The 18,467-nt window shown below is 46.9% G+C and carries 18 protein-coding genes; 7 read left to right on the forward strand and 11 right to left on the reverse strand.

The features are described from left to right. Nucleotides 1–4: 4 nt before the first annotated feature. Complete coding sequence (panB, locus tag ACN0TF_RS12625; RefSeq protein WP_417442216.1) at nucleotides 5–805, forward strand: 3-methyl-2-oxobutanoate hydroxymethyltransferase; 801 nt, start codon at nucleotides 5–7, stop codon at nucleotides 803–805. Then, nucleotides 802–1,647, forward strand: coding sequence for a pantoate--beta-alanine ligase (gene panC / locus ACN0TF_RS12630; protein WP_417442217.1), 846 nt, complete (start codon nucleotides 802–804; stop codon nucleotides 1,645–1,647). The genes panB and panC overlap by 4 nt, the downstream gene beginning before the upstream one ends. Here panC and panP read toward each other — a convergent pair. Genes panP through mpl form a run of 6 tightly spaced genes read right to left on the reverse strand, consistent with a single transcriptional unit; the run spans nucleotide 1,640 to nucleotide 7,659 of the window. Next, a complete protein-coding gene (panP, locus tag ACN0TF_RS12635) occupies nucleotides 1,640–3,289 on the reverse strand; it encodes a pyridoxal-dependent aspartate 1-decarboxylase PanP (protein WP_417442218.1) in 1,650 nt (549 codons plus the stop codon). The two genes, panC and panP, sit on opposite strands and share 8 nt — an antisense overlap. Further along, nucleotides 3,290–3,964, reverse strand: a complete 675-nt coding sequence (gene trmB / locus ACN0TF_RS12640) for a tRNA (guanine(46)-N(7))-methyltransferase TrmB (protein WP_417442219.1) — start codon at nucleotides 3,962–3,964, stop codon at nucleotides 3,290–3,292. It lies immediately after the preceding gene. Beyond that, nucleotides 3,964–4,743 (reverse strand): ABC transporter permease, encoded by a 780-nt coding sequence (locus ACN0TF_RS12645; RefSeq protein WP_034822007.1) that lies wholly within the window; start codon nucleotides 4,741–4,743, stop codon nucleotides 3,964–3,966. The genes trmB and ACN0TF_RS12645 overlap by 1 nt, the downstream gene beginning before the upstream one ends. Further along, nucleotides 4,740–5,669, reverse strand: coding sequence for an ABC transporter ATP-binding protein (locus ACN0TF_RS12650; RefSeq protein ID WP_417442220.1), 930 nt, complete (start codon nucleotides 5,667–5,669; stop codon nucleotides 4,740–4,742). Before ACN0TF_RS12650 ends, ACN0TF_RS12645 begins: the two co-directional genes overlap by 4 nt. A gap of 8 nt (nucleotides 5,670–5,677) precedes the next feature. Then, on the reverse strand, nucleotides 5,678–6,298 hold the full coding sequence (locus ACN0TF_RS12655) for a flavin prenyltransferase UbiX (protein ID WP_417442221.1): 621 nt from the start codon (nucleotides 6,296–6,298) through the stop codon (nucleotides 5,678–5,680). Between the two features lie 23 nt (nucleotides 6,299–6,321). Further along, the gene (gene mpl, locus ACN0TF_RS12660) at nucleotides 6,322–7,659 is read right to left on the reverse strand and encodes a UDP-N-acetylmuramate:L-alanyl-gamma-D-glutamyl-meso-diaminopimelate ligase (protein ID WP_417442222.1); all 1,338 of its coding nucleotides are present in this window, start codon (nucleotides 7,657–7,659) and stop codon (nucleotides 6,322–6,324) included. Nucleotides 7,660–7,809: 150 nt separating this feature from the next. Here mpl and ACN0TF_RS12665 point away from each other — a divergent pair, with 150 nt between their 5' ends. The 5 genes from ACN0TF_RS12665 to ACN0TF_RS12685 all read left to right on the forward strand — a co-directional run bounded on the left by ACN0TF_RS12665 (nucleotide 7,810) and on the right by ACN0TF_RS12685 (nucleotide 11,888). After that, nucleotides 7,810–8,793, forward strand: coding sequence for a class 1 fructose-bisphosphatase (locus tag ACN0TF_RS12665; RefSeq protein ID WP_417442223.1), 984 nt, complete (start codon nucleotides 7,810–7,812; stop codon nucleotides 8,791–8,793). Nucleotides 8,794–8,889: 96 nt separating this feature from the next. Next, entirely contained in the window at nucleotides 8,890–9,420 is a 531-nt protein-coding gene (gene ppa / locus ACN0TF_RS12670; RefSeq protein ID WP_317497508.1) for an inorganic diphosphatase, read from the forward strand. A gap of 27 nt (nucleotides 9,421–9,447) precedes the next feature. Next, a complete protein-coding gene (locus ACN0TF_RS12675; protein WP_417442224.1) occupies nucleotides 9,448–10,137 on the forward strand; it encodes an ABC transporter ATP-binding protein in 690 nt (229 codons plus the stop codon). A gap of 3 nt (nucleotides 10,138–10,140) precedes the next feature. Further along, nucleotides 10,141–11,418: an ABC transporter permease gene (locus tag ACN0TF_RS12680; RefSeq protein ID WP_417442225.1), complete on the forward strand. Its 1,278-nt coding sequence runs from the start codon at nucleotides 10,141–10,143 to the stop codon at nucleotides 11,416–11,418. Beyond that, entirely contained in the window at nucleotides 11,415–11,888 is a 474-nt protein-coding gene (locus ACN0TF_RS12685; protein WP_417442226.1) for a DUF3299 domain-containing protein, read from the forward strand. Before ACN0TF_RS12680 ends, ACN0TF_RS12685 begins: the two co-directional genes overlap by 4 nt. Here the strand turns inward: ACN0TF_RS12685 and ACN0TF_RS12690 are convergent. The 5 genes from ACN0TF_RS12690 to ACN0TF_RS12710 form a co-directional block, all read right to left on the reverse strand. After that, nucleotides 11,885–14,098, reverse strand: a complete 2,214-nt coding sequence (locus ACN0TF_RS12690; RefSeq protein ID WP_417442227.1) for an EAL domain-containing protein — start codon at nucleotides 14,096–14,098, stop codon at nucleotides 11,885–11,887. The genes ACN0TF_RS12685 and ACN0TF_RS12690 overlap by 4 nt on opposite strands. 96 nt (nucleotides 14,099–14,194) lie before the next feature. Next, complete coding sequence (locus ACN0TF_RS12695; protein WP_417442228.1) at nucleotides 14,195–14,884, reverse strand: TIGR04219 family outer membrane beta-barrel protein; 690 nt, start codon at nucleotides 14,882–14,884, stop codon at nucleotides 14,195–14,197. Between the two features lie 27 nt (nucleotides 14,885–14,911). Continuing rightward, complete coding sequence (locus ACN0TF_RS12700; RefSeq protein WP_417442229.1) at nucleotides 14,912–15,325, reverse strand: copper chaperone PCu(A)C; 414 nt, start codon at nucleotides 15,323–15,325, stop codon at nucleotides 14,912–14,914. 46 nt (nucleotides 15,326–15,371) lie between these two features. Beyond that, nucleotides 15,372–15,689 carry a hypothetical protein gene (locus tag ACN0TF_RS12705; protein ID WP_011235497.1) on the reverse strand — a complete coding sequence of 106 codons (318 nt, stop codon included), beginning with the start codon at nucleotides 15,687–15,689 and terminating at the stop codon, nucleotides 15,372–15,374. A gap of 171 nt (nucleotides 15,690–15,860) precedes the next feature. Further along, nucleotides 15,861–18,260, reverse strand: a complete 2,400-nt coding sequence (locus ACN0TF_RS12710; protein ID WP_417442230.1) for a TonB-dependent receptor plug domain-containing protein — start codon at nucleotides 18,258–18,260, stop codon at nucleotides 15,861–15,863. Between the last annotated feature and the right edge of the window lie 207 nt (nucleotides 18,261–18,467).

Consider the following 18,467-nt stretch of genomic DNA (forward strand, 5'->3'; position numbering starts at 1 on the left):
CGTCATGGCAACAACCAAAACCAGCATTGCAACGTTACAACAAATGAAACGGGAAGGGACCAAAATCAGCTCCCTCACCGCCTATGATTCAAGTTTTGCTAAACTCATGACCGAGCAAGGCGTCGACTTTATTTTGGTGGGCGATTCACTGGGTAATGTTGTGCAGGGTCGCGACTCAACTGTGCCGGTAACCGTCGATGATATGATTTACCACACTCAGTGTGTGCGTCGTGGTGCGAGCAATGCCTTTGTTATAGCAGACATGCCATTTATGACTTACAGCACGCCCGAGCAAGCCTATGATGTGGCGGCAGCTTTAATGCAAGCCGGCGCCAACATGGTAAAACTGGAAGGTGGTCACTGGCTGGTTGAAACCATTGAAGGCTTAAAGACCCGGGGCATTCCGGTGTGCGCTCACCTTGGTTTACTGCCGCAATCGGTTAATGTCCTAGGTGGTTATAAAGTACAAGGCAAAGAGCAACAACAAGCCGAGGACACACTGAACCAGGCTTTGGCTCTCGAAGAGGCCGGCGCTCAATTGCTTGTTCTGGAATGCGTACCCGCTTCTCTGGGTAAACGTATTACCGAGCAGGTATCTATCCCTACTATTGGTATTGGCGCAGGCGCAGACACCGACGGACAAATTTTAGTTATGCACGATATGCTCGGCATGAACAGTGACTATCTGCCTAAATTTGCCAAAGACTTTTTGGCTCAGGGCGGCTCTCTTGCCGATGCATTCCGTTTATATTCGGAACAGGTGCGCTCAGGCGAGTTCCCGACAGCAGAGCATAGCTACAAATGAGAATTTTAAAATCACTTGCTGAACTTCGAAGATGGCGTCAACAGCAGTCTGAAGTAGCTTTAGTACCGACTATGGGCAACCTGCACGATGGTCACCTGCAGTTGGTTAAAACAGCGTTAGAACGATGCGACAACGTGGTTGTCAGTATTTTTGTCAACCCTATGCAGTTCGGTGCAAACGAGGATCTCGACAGTTACCCACGCACGCTGGAAGCCGACTGTCAGGCGCTGGACGCTTTAGGTGTTTCTGCGGTATTTACCCCTCAGGTAAGTGATGTTTACCCCCGCGGTCTCGACAAACAAACTCGTATTGTAGTACCCGGCATCAGTGATATCCTTTGCGGAGCCAGTCGCCCGGGCCATTTCACCGGAGTCGCCACTATTGTTTGTAAGCTATTTAATATGGTGCAGCCACAACTAGCTGTATTTGGCGAAAAAGATTATCAACAGCTTCAGGTTATTCGCTTAATGGTACAAGACCTAAGCCTGCCTGTAGAAATTCTGGGGACAGCCACACAGCGCGAAACCAGTGGCCTGGCCATGAGCTCGCGTAACGGTTACTTATCCACAGAACAAAAGAAGAAAGCAGCTACGCTTTATAGAACCCTTGAAGAAACCAAAGCGAAACTGAGTGTAAATACTAACTTTGGTGAGCTGGAAGCTGCAGCAAAAGAAGAGCTGACTCAGGCAGGGTTTGTACCGGATTATTTCAGTATTCGTAACGCAGCAGATTTGCAGGAAGCGACGCCTGAAGATCACGAATGGGTCATTCTGGCAGCCGCTTTTATGGGCAAAACGCGCTTAATTGATAACTTACGGGTTACCAACGCGGCAACTAAATAAGCATACCCAGTTCGCGCATTTCAGTATGCAGAGCGCCACGCAAACTGGTTGCTTTTGCCGCAATTTTACGCTGTTCGCATAAAACTTCCTGCAGCATCTCGTCGGTTGTTAATGGGTTTGCCAGAACCACACGAAAAACCACCGTTGGCTCATGATGATATTGGGCCGATGTTAACTTAGTCCGGGATACAAATGACTGTCCAGTCTCCCGCTGACGCTTCTGAATATATCGCGTCAGTGCGTTTAAGTGCGGAGTTAGCCGCGCCAGCTGCTCTGGCGTCGCTTTATCCAACACCGTTTTTACTTTGATTGGCACAAAACGATAGGTCAGAATACAAAGCTCAGGCTCAGTAATGACTTCAAAATCATCCTGCTCCGAAATCAATTTAGAGAAATAGCGCGCTTTTTCAATACTGTTATTAATCAGCAGCTCGTAGCCACGACGTCCGATAACATGCATGGCCGAAAATACCATCATAGCCATGCCCGCGCGTGAACCTTCCATGGTATGCGAACCTAAATCTTTTGAGCCCTGACGAATAATATACTCGGCATGGTATTCTATGGACTTAACCAATGATGGGTTCTTAAATAACACCAGTCCTGCGCCCATAGGGACGTACATTTGCTTATGCGCATCAATAGTGACACTGTCGGCCCGCTCAATACCGGCCAGTAACGGTCGATGCTGTTCAGACAATAACGTCGCACCACCCCAGGCTGCGTCCACGTGAAAGTGAGCACCCACTTCTTCGGCAACAGTGGCCATTTCGTCAAGCGGATCAATGTGCCCGGTTTCTGTTGTACCAGCGACACCAACCAGCGCGAGCACCTTCCCGCCTTCTTTTGCAATTTTTTCGCAGGTTTTTCGTAATTCATCGATACGAATACGGTTATCACTGTCCGTTGCCACCGACACTAAATTTCGGCGACCAATACCAAGCACATCTGCGGCTTTACTTAATGAATAGTGCCCACGCTCAGACACCACTACGGTTAGCTTCGAATAGCCATAATGCTGAAGACCCGCAGCCAGTCCATCGGCTGAAATGCCCGCGAAATCACCATCTGCCTGTAATAAGCGGTTGCGCGCTACCCATAGAGCCGTCATGTTGGCTATGGTTCCGCCCGAGCAAAAAGCCCCCAGCGAGTGCTGAGCGCTGTGCATCCAGCGATTATAAAACGGCGCGTCCTGTTGATACACTAAGTGATGCATCATGCCAATAACGTTACGCTCTAGTGGCGTAAAGGCTTTAGAAGTCTCAATTTTAACCAGATTCTGATTCAGCCCTACCATAAGCTTAGCCAAAGGCAACAGGAAATACGGCAAGGCTGATGTCATATGACCTATAAAACGCGGCGACGCCGTATGCACCGAATGAGCGACCAGCTTATCCAACAGAAATTCGGTATGGTCGGAAACAAAAGCGGGTTCTTCCGGTATCTGTGACTTATCAAAGTCACGCTCAATTTCCTGCAGCGGCTTTTCGCGGGCAACAATATGTTCACCCAAAAAACCCATCAGGTTTTCTGAAAGATGCTTTTCGATTTTACCCAGCGTTGAGTCGGGAGCCTCGGGTATCGTAAAAATGCGATACAACGACTCCTGGTTCACTTCCGCTATTTCTGTTTTAGGGCTCAATCAAGACTCCTTAGATAAATTCGCGTGCAGTTGCCATAACGCCTGACTGCTGTTCTTATATTTGCGTTCAAAAGGCGTTATTGGCTCAGCGTCATCGGACAACAGTGAGATATCGGCATAATGCCCGCTCACCTTAAGTGCCTGCGCCACTTCTAACAAGTATAGGCTCCAATTAGAACGCATATGCAATTCACCGCCAAGCGCAACCACATCTTTCCATACCGGACTACCATGCCAGCGGCGTGCTAAATGAGCCGATTTAGGCCAGGGATTAGGGTAAAAAATGCAATGCTGCCGGGGCTGCCATCCGGCTCTGTTCGCCAACCGCCAGAAATCATTCAGGTCGGCTCTTACCACCCAGTACCGCTGACCATTCTCGCTGGTCTGATAATGGCTGTGACGGTCGACCCGATGCGCCGACTTATCAACGCCGATAACCATAGCATCGGAATGAATTTCTGCCAGTTTTGCAGTACTTTCACCCACGCCGCAGCAGGAATCCAGAATAACAGGTCCGCCCCAGCTCGTTACCTGCGCATGAATTTCGTCAAACGCCTGCTGGTTGTGCTCCTGAATAGGTTTCAGAAACTCACTTTCTAAATGGCGACGAACCGCGGCTTCAGTGTCTTCATGCGGTCCATTTTGGTTAGTCGTAACCGGTCTTGCCTGCTGCATCAGGAACGGATTCCTATGCCTTTATCGAGGATATAATAAGCCGCCGCAAAGAACAGCACATTGAAGCCCACCAGAACCGCTATGGCAAGACCTATACCCACGTCTGACTGGCCTAAGAAACCATAACGGAAGCCATTAACCATGTACAACACCGGGTTTGCCATAGATACTTTCTGCCAGAATTCCGGCAACAGACTAACCGAGTAAAACACACCGCCTAAATAGGTTAGCGGCGTCAGTACGAATGTCGGTACGATGGAAATATCGTCAAAGGTTTTGCCGTAAACGGCATTAATTAACCCGCCCAGACAGAAGAGTGTGGAGGTTAAAATGACGGTTAATATGACATAACCAATATGAGCAATTTGGATGTCTTCTACAAAGAAGAATGACACGCAAGTGACAATAACCGCGACAATCAAGGCTCTTGCCATACCGCCGCCGACATAACCGGCAATAATAACCGCGGTAGGAACAGGCGACACCAGCATCTCTTCAATATTGCGCTGAAACTTAGCACTAAAGAAAGACGACGCGACATTGGAATAGGAGTTAGTAATAACGGACATCATAATAAGGCCCGGAACAATGAACTCCATATAGCCGACGCCACTCATTTCACCAATTCGTTCGCCCACAATGCTACCGAAAATGACGAAGTACAAGGTCATGGTAATTGCCGGCGGCACCAGGGTTTGTATCCAAATACGAAGAAAGCGGGTGCACTCTTTTATCCAGATGGTTTTTAACGCAATAAAATTAGCTGCGGAATGGCTCATTTGGCTTCCTCCTGCTGACGCCCCTGCTCGACCATAGACACAAACAATTCCTCTAAACGGTTGGCTTTATTACGCATTGACAATACTTTTACTTTTTGGGCAGAAAGCTGCTCGAACACGGCGTTCAGCCCGGCATTTTTATCAACTTCCACTTCCAGTGTCTGCTCATCTGTCCAACGGTGATTAAAGTTCTCTATGTCTGCGCCGTTATGGCCCGGCTCTAAATCTAAGACAAAGGTTTCCCGGCTTAACTGCGCCAGCAAGCGCTTCATTGACGTGTTTTCAATAATGCGACCACTATCAATAATACCGATGTTACGGCACAGCGTTTCGGCCTCTTCCAGATAGTGGGTGGTCAGAATAATAGTAATACCCTGTTGGTTAATTTTGGTCAGGTAGTCCCACATGGAGCGGCGCAGTTCGATATCAACGCCTGCCGTTGGCTCATCCAGAATCAGTAATTTAGGTTCGTGCAGTAATGCGCGGGCTATCATCAACCGGCGTTTCATGCCTCCAGACAAAGAGCGTGCCGGTTCATTGCGCTTATCCCATAACCCCAACTGCTGCAGATACTTTTCAGAGCGTTCTTTCGCCAGAGATCGAGGAACACCGTAGTATCCGGCCTGGTTGACTACAATTTGCTGAACTGTTTCAAACTGATTGAAGTTAAATTCCTGCGGCACTAAACCAATCTGGCGTTTTAAATCGGTGAGCTGCGTGTCTAAGTCGTAACCAAAAACCTTCACCTGACCCGAGGTTTTATTTACCAGCGATGAAATAATTCCGATGGTGGTCGACTTCCCGGCTCCATTAGGACCAAGAAGTGCATAGAAATCACCTTCGTCAACCTCTAAATCAATACCTTTTAAGGCTTCAAAACCACCACGATATGTTTTGCGTAAGCCTGTAATTTCTAAAGCTTTCATAGACCTCTTTATGACTCCTTTCCATAGCCCCAACGGCTGACTAAACGCTGCTCAAGGCCAAGATGATCCAAGATTCTGGCCACCATAAAATCGATTAAATCATCAATGCTTTCTGGTTGATGATAGAAGCCCGGCGCTGCCGGCATTATCGTTACGCCCTGCTGACTGAGTTGCAGCATGTTTTGTAAGTGGATTGTCGAAAGCGGAGACTCTCTCGGAACCAATATCAATTGTCCGCGCTCCTTCAGTACGACATCGGCGGCGCGCTCGATCAACGTATTACTACTGCCATGCGCAATTGACGACAAGGTACTGGTTGAACAGGGGCAAACCACCATTTTTGCGGGCGCAGCTGAACCCGAAGCCACCGGCGAAAACCATTCTTCTTTGCCGTAAACTTTGAGTTGCTCAGCACCAACCGAAAAGTGTTCACACAGCATTGCCGCTGCCTTGTCAGGAGCTGCCGGAATTTGCATACCCTGCTCCGTTGCCATTACGACCCGGGCAGCACTGGAAATGAGCAACAGTACCTGTTGATCCTGATCAAGCAAACATTGTAACAAACGCAGCGCGTAAGGGGCACCCGAAGCACCGGTTATCGCAACAGTAATTCTATTGTCGGTTTTCATTGAACGGTTCCTGTGTCATCCAGTTATTGCAAGGCTTTAAGAAAGCGCTGGTGCAAACCATCGAAGCTGCCATTACTCATAATAAGTACGGCGTCTCCGGTTCTGACTGCGGCTAGCAACCCTGCCAGCAAGTCATCGGTCGACTCAAACACATGCGCCTTGGGCATTTTTTCGGTCAATTGCCATTGTAGCCCTTCTGGCTGCAACACGAATACATCGTCTGCATCTTCTAATGACTGAACCAAAGTATCGCTGTGAACGCCCATTTTCATGGTATTTGAGCGCGGTTCAAGTACCGCAATAATGCGACTGTCAGGCTGATGCTGGCGTAAACCGGATACGGTTGTTTTAATCGCGCTGGGGTGATGAGCAAAATCATCAAAGACTTTTACGCCGCGGTGCTCACCTAATAACTCCATACGTCGTTTGGGGCTTTTAAAGCGGATTAGCGCCTGCGCACTCTGTTCAGCTTTTATGCCAACATGGGCGGCGGCGATAATGGCCATCATGGCATTATTAACGTTATGAGTACCCAATACGTTCCAGCTAACCTGCGCAATGCATTTGCCTTGGTACTGCACTTCGAACTCCGTACCGTCAGCTTTAAGCAATTTAGCCTGCCAGTCACCCTGCTCACCCATACGTACCACCGGACTCCAGCAGCCTTGCCCCAGAACTTCATCCAGTGCTTTATCGCCCGCGGGTAGAATCACCTGACCGGTGTCGGGAACAACCCGCAGCAAATGCGCAAACTGCCGTTGAATAGCCGCTAAATCGGGGAAAATGTCTGCATGATCAAATTCCAGGTTATTCAGAATTAACGTATCCGGTGCGTAATGAACAAACTTGGACCGTTTATCAAAAAACGCTGTATCGTACTCATCGGCTTCAATCACAAAGAAGTTGGAATCGGTTAGGCGGGCACTGACCGGAAAATTCCCCGGTACACCGCCAATCATAAAACCAGGATCAAAGCCGTTATCTTGTAAAATCCAGGCCAGCATACTCGCGGTTGTGGTTTTGCCGTGAGTTCCGGCAACCGCCAGAACCCAACGCTGGGTTAATACGTTGTCGTGCAGCCATTGCGCGCCGGACACATAGGGAATACGTTCCCGTAAAACAGCTTCAACTTCGTCGTTACCACGGCTTAAAGCGTTGCCGATAATCACTATGTCGGGGCGTGGTTTTAAATTGTTATGCGAATAACCCTGCATCAATTCAATACCGAGATTTTCCAATTGCGTGCTCATGGGCGGATAGACCTTAGCATCAGACCCGGTTACCCGATGGCCAAGTTGCTGTGCAATGGCGGCCACGCCTCCCATAAAAGTTCCGCAAATCCCAACAATATGAATGTGCATGTGTTCTCTAAATCCGTTCGCTTTAAAAATACCGAAAGTGTACCACCGTACTCACTGACAAGCAGGATTTTTACCAAAAAATAAGGTATCATTTGCGCTCTCTGAACAAACATTTGTTAGCACCCAATAACCAGAGCTGCAGGAACTTTCATGAAACGTTTATTACCAACACTGAGAGCGGATCAAACCAGCGAATCGCTTATCTCTGTTATTAACACCATTCAAATTGCAGCCAAGGAAATTTCTTTCCGTCTGCACCAGGGCGCATTAGCCGGTGTATTAGGCTCAACTCTGGACGAAAACATTCAGGGCGAAACGCAAAAGAAGCTCGATGTTGTCGCCAATCAGCTGTTAAAAACTCTGTTGCTTGAGTCACCTAACGTCCATGCTGTTGCCTCTGAAGAAGAAGATTCCATTGTCGAAAGCCCAAATTCAGGACATTACCTGGTGGCATTTGACCCACTCGACGGCAGCTCTAATATCGACATAAACGGTGGTGTGGGTACTATTTTCTCTATTCTGCGTAAGCCTGAAGGCGAAGAGACCAGCGAGAACATGTTCCTGCAACCAGGTAAAGCTCAGGTTGCTGCCGGTTATGTCTTGTATGGCCCTGCAACTATGCTGGTTATGACGACCGGTAAAGCGGTGCGAATTTACACTCTGGATCAGACCGTTGGTGAATTCTTGTTGACCCACGAGAAAGCGGAAATCCCGAAAGACACCAAAGAGTTTGCCATTAATATGTCAAACCGTCGTCACTGGGCTGATCCTATTCGCGCTTACATTAGCGACTTGCTGGAAGGCGAAGAAGGCCCGCGCGGTAAGAACTTTAATATGCGCTGGAATGCAGCGATGGTCTCTGATGTACACCGGGTTATCTCACGGGGCGGTTTATTCACTTACCCCTGGGATGCCCGTAAGCCGGAAAAACCTTTTAAGCTGCGCCTTTTATACGAGGCTGCGCCTATGGCAATGCTGGTGGAAAAAGCCGGCGGGAAAGCCACCGACGGTTATGGCCGTTTAATGGAAATTGTACCAGAGCATATTCACCAACGCGTCTCGGTGGTTATGGGGTCTGCCAACGAGGTAGATGTGTGCATGGATTACCATAAGCAACATCCAAAACCTTATTAGACTGATGTCGATATTGCGCGACTATTGCGTGAGTGGCCCGAGCCGCTATAATCGCGCAGTATCTTTTATTATTTTATTACTACAGCAGGAAGTACTATGAGCTTAGGAAACGTAACGGCTGGCTCAAACATGCCAGAAGAAGTTAACGTCATCATCGAGATTCCGGCAAACGCCGATCCGATTAAATACGAAGTTGATAAAGACACCGGTACATTGTGGGTTGACCGTTTTATGGCAACCGCTATGTTTTATCCGGCCAACTACGGTTTTGTTAACCAGACGCTGTCTCTGGATGGTGACCCGGTAGACGTACTCGTCCCGACTCCGTACCCGCTGCAAGCTGGTTCTGTTATTAAATGCCGCCCGGTTGGCGTGTTAAAAATGACTGACGAGTCAGGTGAAGATGCGAAAGTTATCGCGGTTCCGGTCAGTAAGCTGACTAAAGAGTACGATCACATCAATGACGTTGATGACCTGCCTGAGTTGTTAAAAGCACAAATCACTCACTTCTTCGAGCGTTACAAAGAGCTGGAAAAAGGTAAGTGGGTTAAAGTTGACGGTTGGGGTGATGCCGCTGCAGCAAAAGAAGAAATTGTGTCTTCTTTTGAACGTGCGAAAAAGTCTTAATATAAAGTGGTAAGCAGCACCGACGTAATGAATGCCGTCAATCTAGAAAAACTGAGTTTTTCCTGGGCGGGACAAAAACCAACCCTGGATATTCCTGCCTGGCAGGTAAAACAGGGGGAAACGGTGCTGCTGCGCGGCCCCAGCGGTAGTGGTAAATCAACATTACTATCTCTGTTGGCCGGCATTAATACACCGGAACAGGGCCGGTTAGACCTGTTTGATACTGCATTCTCCAGTCTGTCCGGCAGACAACGAGACCGTTATCGTGCCGACAATATTGGCTATATATTTCAACAATTTAATTTACTGCCCTATTTATCCGCCTTAGACAACGCCTTACTCGCCTGTCAGTTCTCGAAAAAACGCCGACAACGTTTGGCAGAGCAGGGAACATCGGCAGAAGCGACTGCGCTGGAAATGCTCAAACGCTTAGGTTTATCCTCAGAACAAATTCAGCAACAGGCTCATACCCTCAGCGTTGGTCAGCAACAACGGGTAGCAGCTGCCAGAGCCTTACTGGGAGCACCTAAACTACTGATAGCGGATGAACCAACCTCGGCGCTGGATGCTGAGCACCGGGATACCTTTATTCAATTATTACTCGAGTTGAGTAGCCAAAATAACACCACGGTTATTTTTGTGACTCATGACGCCGCTTTGTCTTCTTATTTTGATAAACACGTCGAGCTTAACGAACTTAATCAGGCGGGGGGCTAAACCATGATCCGCCTAGCCTTGAAGAGCTTATTGAACCGACGCGCGAGTGTGCTTTTAACTGTTATAGCGATTGCTGTCAGTGTCACCCTATTACTGGCAGTGGAGCGTGTCCGTGACCAGGTACAAAGTCATTTTGCTAACACGGTTTCTGGTACAGACTTAATTATTGGCGCCAGAACCGGACAGACACAGTTGTTGCTGTCTTCTGTCTTTCATATTGGCAGCATGACCAACAATATGAGCTGGGAAAGCTTTGCCGATATTAGTAGCCGCCCTGAAGTCAGTTGGGCCGTGCCAATTTCGCTGGGTGACAGCGTTCAGGGGTTACCGGTTGTAGCGACAACCAATGCGTATTTTGAGCACTTTAAATATGCTGATAAGCAGCCTTTAGCGTTTTCACAAGGCCAGCCTTTTGCCTCAAATGAAGACGTTGTATTAGGAGCTGATGCGGCAGAGAAGCTGTCAAAAGCCATTGGTGACGATATCATTATTGCCCACGGCAGTGGCGGCATTAGCTTTAGCGAACACGATGAGCACCCCTTGACGGTTACTGGTGTCCTGCAACGAACAGGAACCCCGGTTGATCAAGCGGTGCTGGTGACATTGCACAGTCTGGAGATGATTCACAGCGGTGGAGCCGGGCACGACGAAGAACATGACCACAACCATGAACACGAACATGACGATGCTCATGCCAGCGAGCACGAGCATCATGGCGAAGCCCCGGCTGAAAGTATCAGTGCCGCACTACTCGGCTTAAAAGCCAAGCCTCTGGCTTTGCGCTTACAACGTCAAATCAACACCTATGACAAAGAGCCCTTAACCGCCCTGCTGCCTGGTATGACGCTGCAGCAGCTATGGAAAACCTTAAGAGTGTTCGAGCAGGCGTTAACGGCCATCTCAGCTATGGTGGTGTTGATTGGTCTACTGGGTATGCTGACAATTATGCTTGCCAGCTTAAGGGAACGCCGTCGCGAAATGGCGGTCTTAAGAGCCGTGGGCGCAGGTCCGGGAACGATATTCGGCTTATTACTCAGTGAAGCCCTGCTACTTACCGTGGTCGGCGCTTTCTCTGGCTTACTCTTGCTATATGGCCTGCAATGGTCGTTGGCCGGTGTTATCCAGTCGCAGACAGGGTTAATCTTCACTAGCTCATGGCCCAGCATTAGTGAGTGGTGGCGCATGGCTCTCGTGATTACTGTCGGCTTTATGTTAAGTTTAATACCAGCATGGCGTGCGTATCGCCAATCTCTTGCAGATGGACTTACGGTGAAAATATGAAGAAGTTATTAGTGGTTGCACTTTTAATGCTAGCCCTTCCCGCGTTCGCGGCTGCTGAAAAAATTGGCTGGAAAGATCTCATCCCTGAAGGGTTTACTCCACCTCCGGTAAAGCCTCAGTCATACTATGACGCGAACCCCGAAGAAGACCGGCAGACCAATCTGGATGCACCAGTAGTTGAAGCCCTGGACGGCAAAAAAGTACGTATTCCCGGCTATGTTGTGCAACTGGAAGGGGACGCCGATAACGTCACTGAATTTTTACTGGTACCTTATTTTGGCGCGTGCATTCATGTGCCGCCGCCACCGCCAAACCAAATTATTCACGTTGAATACGCCGAGGGCGTTCCCTACGAAAACACTTATGATGCCGTTTGGATAGAAGGCACCATTAAGGTAGAACGCAAAGAAGGTGACCTTGCGGTTGTAGGCTACCAGATGGAAGCCGACAGCGTAGAAGTCTATAACTAAGAGTAACTCATTTGCTTTTGTAACAAGCAGATTAACTGGTCAGCGGGCATTGGTTTAGCAAAGAAAAAACCTTGCCCCTCAGTGCATTCCAGCCCTAAAAAGTAATCCAGTTGAGCCTGCTCTTCGATACCTTCGGCCAGCACTTTTAAACCTAAACGACGAGCCATATCGACAATAGTTTCTATGATGATCTTACCGCTTTTCTCGTCTGAATTGTTGACGAAGGTTTTGTCTATTTTAATTCTATCTAACGGCAATTTTTGTAAGTAACTGAGTGATGAAAAGCCGACACCGAAATCATCAATTGCCACCTGAATTCCCTGCTGCTTTAAGCGCCTCAAAATATCGGCGACTAAATCGGGGTCTTCCATCACAATACTTTCTGTAATTTCCAGCTCAATTCGCTTCGGATCAATTCCCCATTGTTCTATTTGCTTTTCTACCAGCTCAGGAAAGTCGCGCTTTCGAAATTGTGGTACTGAAACATTTACCGCGACCCGAAGCTGGGGCAGACCAATTTCATCAAAGGCATTAATTTGACGACAAGCTTCTTCAATAACCCAGGAGCCTATTTCTACAATCAGCCCGGAGTATTCAGCTAAAGGAATGAATTCTGCAGGAGAAATAAAAGAACCGTCGCTTTGAGGCCAGCGTAAAAGTGCTTCTACGCCTACAACTTTTTTTGTTTTCAGTTCAACTTGCGGCTGATACCAAACCTGCAGCTTTCTATTGGCAAAATCGGCGCGCAGCCTACGAACCAGATGAAGCCGGCGTTGGGTGTCTTGTTCCATCGACGGCTCATAATAGTTATAACGGTCAAAAGAGTTATTTTTCGCATTTTTTAAAGCGATATAAACTTGCTTCAACAACCCTTTACCATTGACACTCTCAGGGTTTGTGGCTGAGGCAAAGCCGCAAGTTACCCGCAGTGGTATGTAATGCTCCCCGGCTCTAAAAGGTAAGGCAAAAAGCTCACTGAAGGCATTCGGAGTAACAATATTCGCGGGACCATAAATGCCAAATACGTCGGCAGAAATACGCGAAACAAAGACTTTATCGCCAAGTTGGTCTGTCAAACGAAGCGCCACAGCACGCAATAATAAATTTCCCACATCCTGACCTAATCCATCGTTAACATCCGAAAAGTGGTCAATGTCGATGACAGCGATCATTTTGTCTTTATCGGGCTTCTCCGACAGCTCTTGAAGACACCGTGTAAATTCAGCCCGATTCGGGATACCGGTTAAAGGGTCAAGGTACGCAGCAGTCTGCAATTCCTCGAATAAATTCGCATTCTCGAAACCAACCGCAATATTAGCTAAAAAGACTTCCAGCAATTCCTGATCATACTCAGCGACAACATTCTTTGTCTCTATGTAGGCCGCCGCCTGATGTGCCTGCCCGTCAATGAAAAAAACCGTAGCTGTGTCTGTATGAATATGGCGCTGTTCATTCAGGCATTTTCTGACATTTTGTTCTATTTCGTCAGAATTAAGAGTGGATAGACTCTTATTAATACTCTCCGCGAAGTGTCCGGCGGCTCCGAGTACCAGAATATCATTATCTTTATGAGGCGCTCTGGCACCGACAATCCCTTCAGCACTCAAACCAAGCAAGGAAGCAATTTGCGTGACCACCCCTTCAGAAAAATTAACAATGGAGTGTTTTTCCATTAAGTTGGAAGCCGAGTGAATGATTTTACGCAAACCACGACGATTTTCATTAATGGTGCAAAGTTGCTGATACGAGCGAACAGCAGAAAATACAGTGGTTAAAAGGCGGCTTCTTGTGAGTTCTGTTTTTGTTTTGTAGTCGTTAATATCATAATTTTTTACAACACTCTCTTCGGGAGCATAACCCGGTTGCCCTGTTCGCAGCACAATCCGGATTTCGTCATTACCTAACTGCTCTCTAATAGCCTGAGCCACTTTTAAACCAGCGTCATCGGTTTCCATCACAACATCAAGCAATACCATAGCAATGTCGTCATGTTCAGTCAGACGATCTAGCGCTTCACTGCCGCTATAAGCATGGAAGAACTCCAACTGGCGACCACTAATAATAACATCAGCAAGTGCCATTTTAGTAACCGCATGAATTTCCTGATCATCGTCGACAATCAGAATTTTCCAGAAACCTTTACTGTACTCTGCCGGAGTTACTTCATCGTCGTCGTGAAGAAACAGTGGTTCATCTTGACTACTGACCATGCGTTGAGGCCATCCATTTATAAGAAGTTACAAACATATAACAATTTAGCTTATATGCTGAACGACCTGCAAGCTTTGAATGGTCTAATTAATCGATTAGAAGTGAACTTCGACTCCAACAAATGGGCCTTTAAAGGTCACATCTGAGTAAATATTATCGACATCATCCAGTTCTATTACCGAATGGCGATAACCTGCATTAAGGCTTACATCGACAGCTAAGTTATCAACTAAACGATATTCGACGCCAATTTGAGCATCCTGAACTTTACTGTCTTTCGCGCTAAGTGCACTGGCATCAGCAAAGAAAGTCCAGTCGGTAGCCGGTATTCCCACTCGTGCTGCTACATAAGCTGTAGGCACAACAACAGAAAAGTCCTGGCGGCCAATAGTATCGCTACCAAGTACCCACAAGCTGCCGTCGAAATCCATAGCATTGACGCCAATATCAAATGAGACTAAATCATTATCGAAAATTTCGTAGTAAAAAATGTAATCTCTATGGCTAAAGTCATTTTTCCCGTAGTCGCTGGTAACTTCTAAACTATTTTCCCGTACTTTAATATTTGGAACGAATGGAACCGGGTGCTCCAATGCAATGTAGTAACTGCTTTGGTTTTCATTCTCGAAATTAGGTTCTATTAAATTAGAAGCAAAAGCATACTCGCCTTCAGTATCGGCATCCCAAAATTGTCCGCCGGCATAAACACCAAAAACTGTATCAGCTAAAGCGCTGGCAGGAGCAACCGCTAACGCAACGGCTAACACTAATGTTTTTTTATACATAACTCTTCCTATTAGATGTCGGATTCTTTATTTCTTCACTAGAAATTGAATGGTTTGTTTGGAGCCTGACTGAAAATGTAAGGTCAGAGAAAAGCTTTCTTTGGCTTCAAGCGGAGATTTCAAGCCAAACAACATAAAGTGATACCCTCCTGGTTGAAACTTAATTGTTTCACCCGGAGCAATAGACAGCGATTTAACCTCTTCCATTTTCATTACATCACCAGACATTGTGTGTCGATGTACTTCGGCTACTTTACTAACGTCTGAGCTAATGCGGGTAATTTCGACAGGGGTCTCTTTCAGGTTTTCAAGTGTGGCATAAGCCGCGCCATTTTCGGTTCCCGGGATAGTCGCACGAGCCCAGGCATCGTCAATTTTTAATGTCTCGGCGGCGACTATAACCGGTAACAAACTCAATACAGCAATTATTGTTTTAAACATAGCCTAAGCCTTATTGGATTTAACTTAGGCTTTATATTACACGTGATTAACCCGTTCTAGAAACCTTTGGTTTGCGAAATATAAAGTAAAGAACCAGGACGCAGAGAATCAGCGGCCAGAAAAAGCCGATTCCACTTAATATTAGGGCGATAAATGCGGCCCCAGCGCCTAAAAGCACGCTACCGAATACCGTGACCACCACAAAAAATACTAAGCCAACAAAGAATAAGCTGATCAATAAAGTAACTGACAACTCAATCACCGAGCCAAGAGCCATTCCGAAAACTGAAAATATCTCTTCAGCGAAAAAGAATAAACCAATAACAGATAAAACTAATAACCAGCCAAAGCTACGATTCGACATGACAAGAACTCCAATAGTGAGCAATTTAACTATACTTACTTTTCTAGTTACAACTACCGTGCCAACTATTTACCTTATATTTTTCAACTAGTTAAAATTTAAAACCTTAACCTGAAATAAAAAAACCGCCAATTATTGGCGGTTTTTACTAATATTAGCTCTCGGAGGAAATTAGAATTTATATTCAACTTCCGAGTAGAAATAGCCACCATTGAACCCGATAGGCGAATTAGTTAATGGGTACTTAAAGATACCATTAAACTGATTGCCTTCAGAGCGCTCATCAGGATACTCGTTGAACAGGTTCTGCGCCCCCACTCTAACAGCCAGTGCATCGTTCCACTGATAATTAACCGTTACGTCTGTTATCCAGTTAGGACCGTAGGTTTCGGTTCCGCTGCTGTAACCAATGGCGTAGTTACCAAAATAACTGAACTGGACATTACTGGTCCACTTACCTTTAGTATGGGTTAAACCAATTGACCCTGAATGATCAGGAGTGGAGCGTGTCATACGTATCTGCTCATCACTATCAAACAGAACATCGTCCAGCCCATCTAATAATTGCGGCAGGTTAATAGAGTCAATGTCCGTAGTATTATAACCATAAGCTAACTGCGCTTTAAGGTCGCCGTAGTCACCGATACCGAAGGTTTTACTGGCTACAATATCTAGCCCTTTGGTTGTCGTATCAACAGCATTAAGGAAAAACCGCGCGTTTTCCGCTGCTGTACCGGCAAGTGCTTCTTCAACAGCCGGAGAGTCACCAGGGGCAACATCGCCGGATAAAATTACCCGATCCTCAATTTCGATTTGAAACGCGTCAATAGTAACTGCCAAACCGTCGTAACCGTTCCAGACCATACCTAAGCTAACGCTTTCAGACTCTTCGGGTTGCAGAGCACCAATGCCCAGAGCCTGAGTTACCGGACTAATATTATTAAAGGTTCCTGATTGTTCGGGCTCTAATCCGTTGCCGCGATCAACAAACAAAGTAGAAACATTGCTAAAGTACAATTGTTGTACGCTAGGTGCTCTGAAGCCTGTATTAATGGCACCTCGTATCGCAACCCTGTCGGTTAAATCATAACGACCGGAAAGTTTCCAACTGGTGTTATTACCGAAGTCTGAGTAATCTTCATATCGAACCGCAGCGCCCCACATAAAGTCAGTTGTAAGTTGGTTTTCCGCTTCGACATAAACCCCTACGTTATCGCGCGACTCATCTACCTCTGAGTCAGGAGTAAATCCAGTGAAGCCCTGACTGCCACTGGGGCGATCTTCATAGCCGCCGTTAATGTAGGATGCTTCTTCACCGGCAATAACTTCATAAGAATTTTCCCGGTAGCTGATACCCATAGCCAGAGAAATTTCCGAGTTATTCGCGAATGGAATAAAACGTTGGGCGTCTAAGGTAACATTGGATTCACTGTTTTCCAGCGTACCTGCATCAAATGAGGTTGGTGTAAGCTCCGGACCTAAAGACGCATTTAATGAGTTCTCAACGTTATACTGAAACTTACTAAAGCCATAGCCACCGCTAAAATCTAATGTCCATTCGCCAACTAGCCATTCATAGCCAGCATAAATTGAGTGATCATTAACGTCAGGGGCTAAAATAGGTAAAAAACCATCCGGATACAGTTCAGTTAGCGTATTACTTTGAATTGCCCGACGATAAAACGCACCTGACTCGGAAGTGCGATCGCTGATACCGCCAAACGCGTAGAAATTACCTTCACCTATAGCAATATCCATGTTCGCAAACAACGAAGCATTTTCGTACTCCGCATCACCGACATGGAAACTCTGTCTGTCGAAGGTCTCTTCTCTTGGATCTGGATCGCCATTTGGTAGCTCTGGATACTGTTGGCGCGGATCGAGTCCGGCACGATTGGTTCTATTTTTATGATGCAACTCGCCAGACAGAGTTAGAGCACCGTCGTTTCCAATAGCAAACCCGGAGCTCGCAGACAGTTTCCATTGCTCACCATCACCTTTATAGGTTTGGCCACCTTGAATACTGGCGTTACCGCCGCTCTCGTTATCTTTCAAAACGATATTGATAACACCAGCGATAGCATCTGATCCGTATAAAGCTGCAGCGCCGTCCCGCAAGACTTCAATACGTTTTATTGCCGCCATAGGAATAGCATTCAAATCAACGTTCGAGCTGCCTCTTCCTGTTGTTCCGCTTAAATGAACTAAGGCTGACTTGTGACGTCTTTTACCGTTAATGAGTACTAAGGTGTGATCCGGAGACAGACCTCTTAAAGAAGCCGGACGAACTGCGTCTGTGCCGTCTGTAACCGATGATGATGGAAAATTAAAGCTAGGTACAGCGTACTGAAGCGCTTTAGCCGTTTCAGTAATACCTGTAGCGGCTAAGTCAGCGCCACTAATGATGTCCACTGGTGCAGCACCGTCTGTTGCCGTTCGCATCGATAATCGAGAACCTACAACCTGAATCACTTCTTCCACGTCTTGCGCAGAATCTTGTTGCGCTGACGCAACTGGCGTAATGAAAAATGAGCTCGCCAAAGCAAGCGTAATAGCATTGAAACGTTTCATACTGCTCTCCCTTATAATTATTACAGTGAATATAGCAGTAAATTGACAGTTTGGTTCAGTCTGGAAAGCAATTAGGTATAAGCAAACGTTATAGTAGCCTGATGCCCTTGCATCGGCTGTGGTGGTCGGACAGACATAAAAAAAGCCCCTCGCATAAGCGAAGGGCTGTTTTATTAATAGTCTGGCGGTGACCTACTCTCGCATGGG

The organism is Idiomarina sp. (genome assembly GCF_048265525.1).
Taxonomy (GTDB): Bacteria; Pseudomonadota; Gammaproteobacteria; order Enterobacterales; family Alteromonadaceae; genus Idiomarina.

Excerpts from the sequence above, each read along its gene's own strand:
- panB (WP_417442216.1), top strand. The coding sequence starts at position 5 with ATGGCAACAACCAAAACCAGCATTGCAACGTTACAACAAATGAAACGG.
- panC (WP_417442217.1), top strand. The coding sequence starts at position 802 with ATGAGAATTTTAAAATCACTTGCTGAACTTCGAAGATGGCGTCAACAG.
- trmB (WP_417442219.1), bottom strand. The coding sequence starts at position 3,964 with ATGCAGCAGGCAAGACCGGTTACGACTAACCAAAATGGACCGCATGAA.
- ACN0TF_RS12645 (WP_034822007.1), bottom strand. The coding sequence starts at position 4,743 with ATGAGCCATTCCGCAGCTAATTTTATTGCGTTAAAAACCATCTGGATA.
- ACN0TF_RS12650 (WP_417442220.1), bottom strand. The coding sequence starts at position 5,669 with ATGAAAGCTTTAGAAATTACAGGCTTACGCAAAACATATCGTGGTGGT.
- ACN0TF_RS12655 (WP_417442221.1), bottom strand. The coding sequence starts at position 6,298 with ATGAAAACCGACAATAGAATTACTGTTGCGATAACCGGTGCTTCGGGT.
- mpl (WP_417442222.1), bottom strand. The coding sequence starts at position 7,659 with ATGCACATTCATATTGTTGGGATTTGCGGAACTTTTATGGGAGGCGTG.
- ACN0TF_RS12665 (WP_417442223.1), top strand. The coding sequence starts at position 7,810 with ATGAAACGTTTATTACCAACACTGAGAGCGGATCAAACCAGCGAATCG.
- ppa (WP_317497508.1), top strand. The coding sequence starts at position 8,890 with ATGAGCTTAGGAAACGTAACGGCTGGCTCAAACATGCCAGAAGAAGTT.
- ACN0TF_RS12675 (WP_417442224.1), top strand. The coding sequence starts at position 9,448 with ATGAATGCCGTCAATCTAGAAAAACTGAGTTTTTCCTGGGCGGGACAA.
- ACN0TF_RS12680 (WP_417442225.1), top strand. The coding sequence starts at position 10,141 with ATGATCCGCCTAGCCTTGAAGAGCTTATTGAACCGACGCGCGAGTGTG.
- ACN0TF_RS12685 (WP_417442226.1), top strand. The coding sequence starts at position 11,415 with ATGAAGAAGTTATTAGTGGTTGCACTTTTAATGCTAGCCCTTCCCGCG.
- ACN0TF_RS12690 (WP_417442227.1), bottom strand. The coding sequence starts at position 14,098 with ATGGTCAGTAGTCAAGATGAACCACTGTTTCTTCACGACGACGATGAA.
- ACN0TF_RS12695 (WP_417442228.1), bottom strand. The coding sequence starts at position 14,884 with ATGTATAAAAAAACATTAGTGTTAGCCGTTGCGTTAGCGGTTGCTCCT.
- ACN0TF_RS12700 (WP_417442229.1), bottom strand. The coding sequence starts at position 15,325 with ATGTTTAAAACAATAATTGCTGTATTGAGTTTGTTACCGGTTATAGTC.
- ACN0TF_RS12705 (WP_011235497.1), bottom strand. The coding sequence starts at position 15,689 with ATGTCGAATCGTAGCTTTGGCTGGTTATTAGTTTTATCTGTTATTGGT.
- ACN0TF_RS12710 (WP_417442230.1), bottom strand. The coding sequence starts at position 18,260 with ATGAAACGTTTCAATGCTATTACGCTTGCTTTGGCGAGCTCATTTTTC.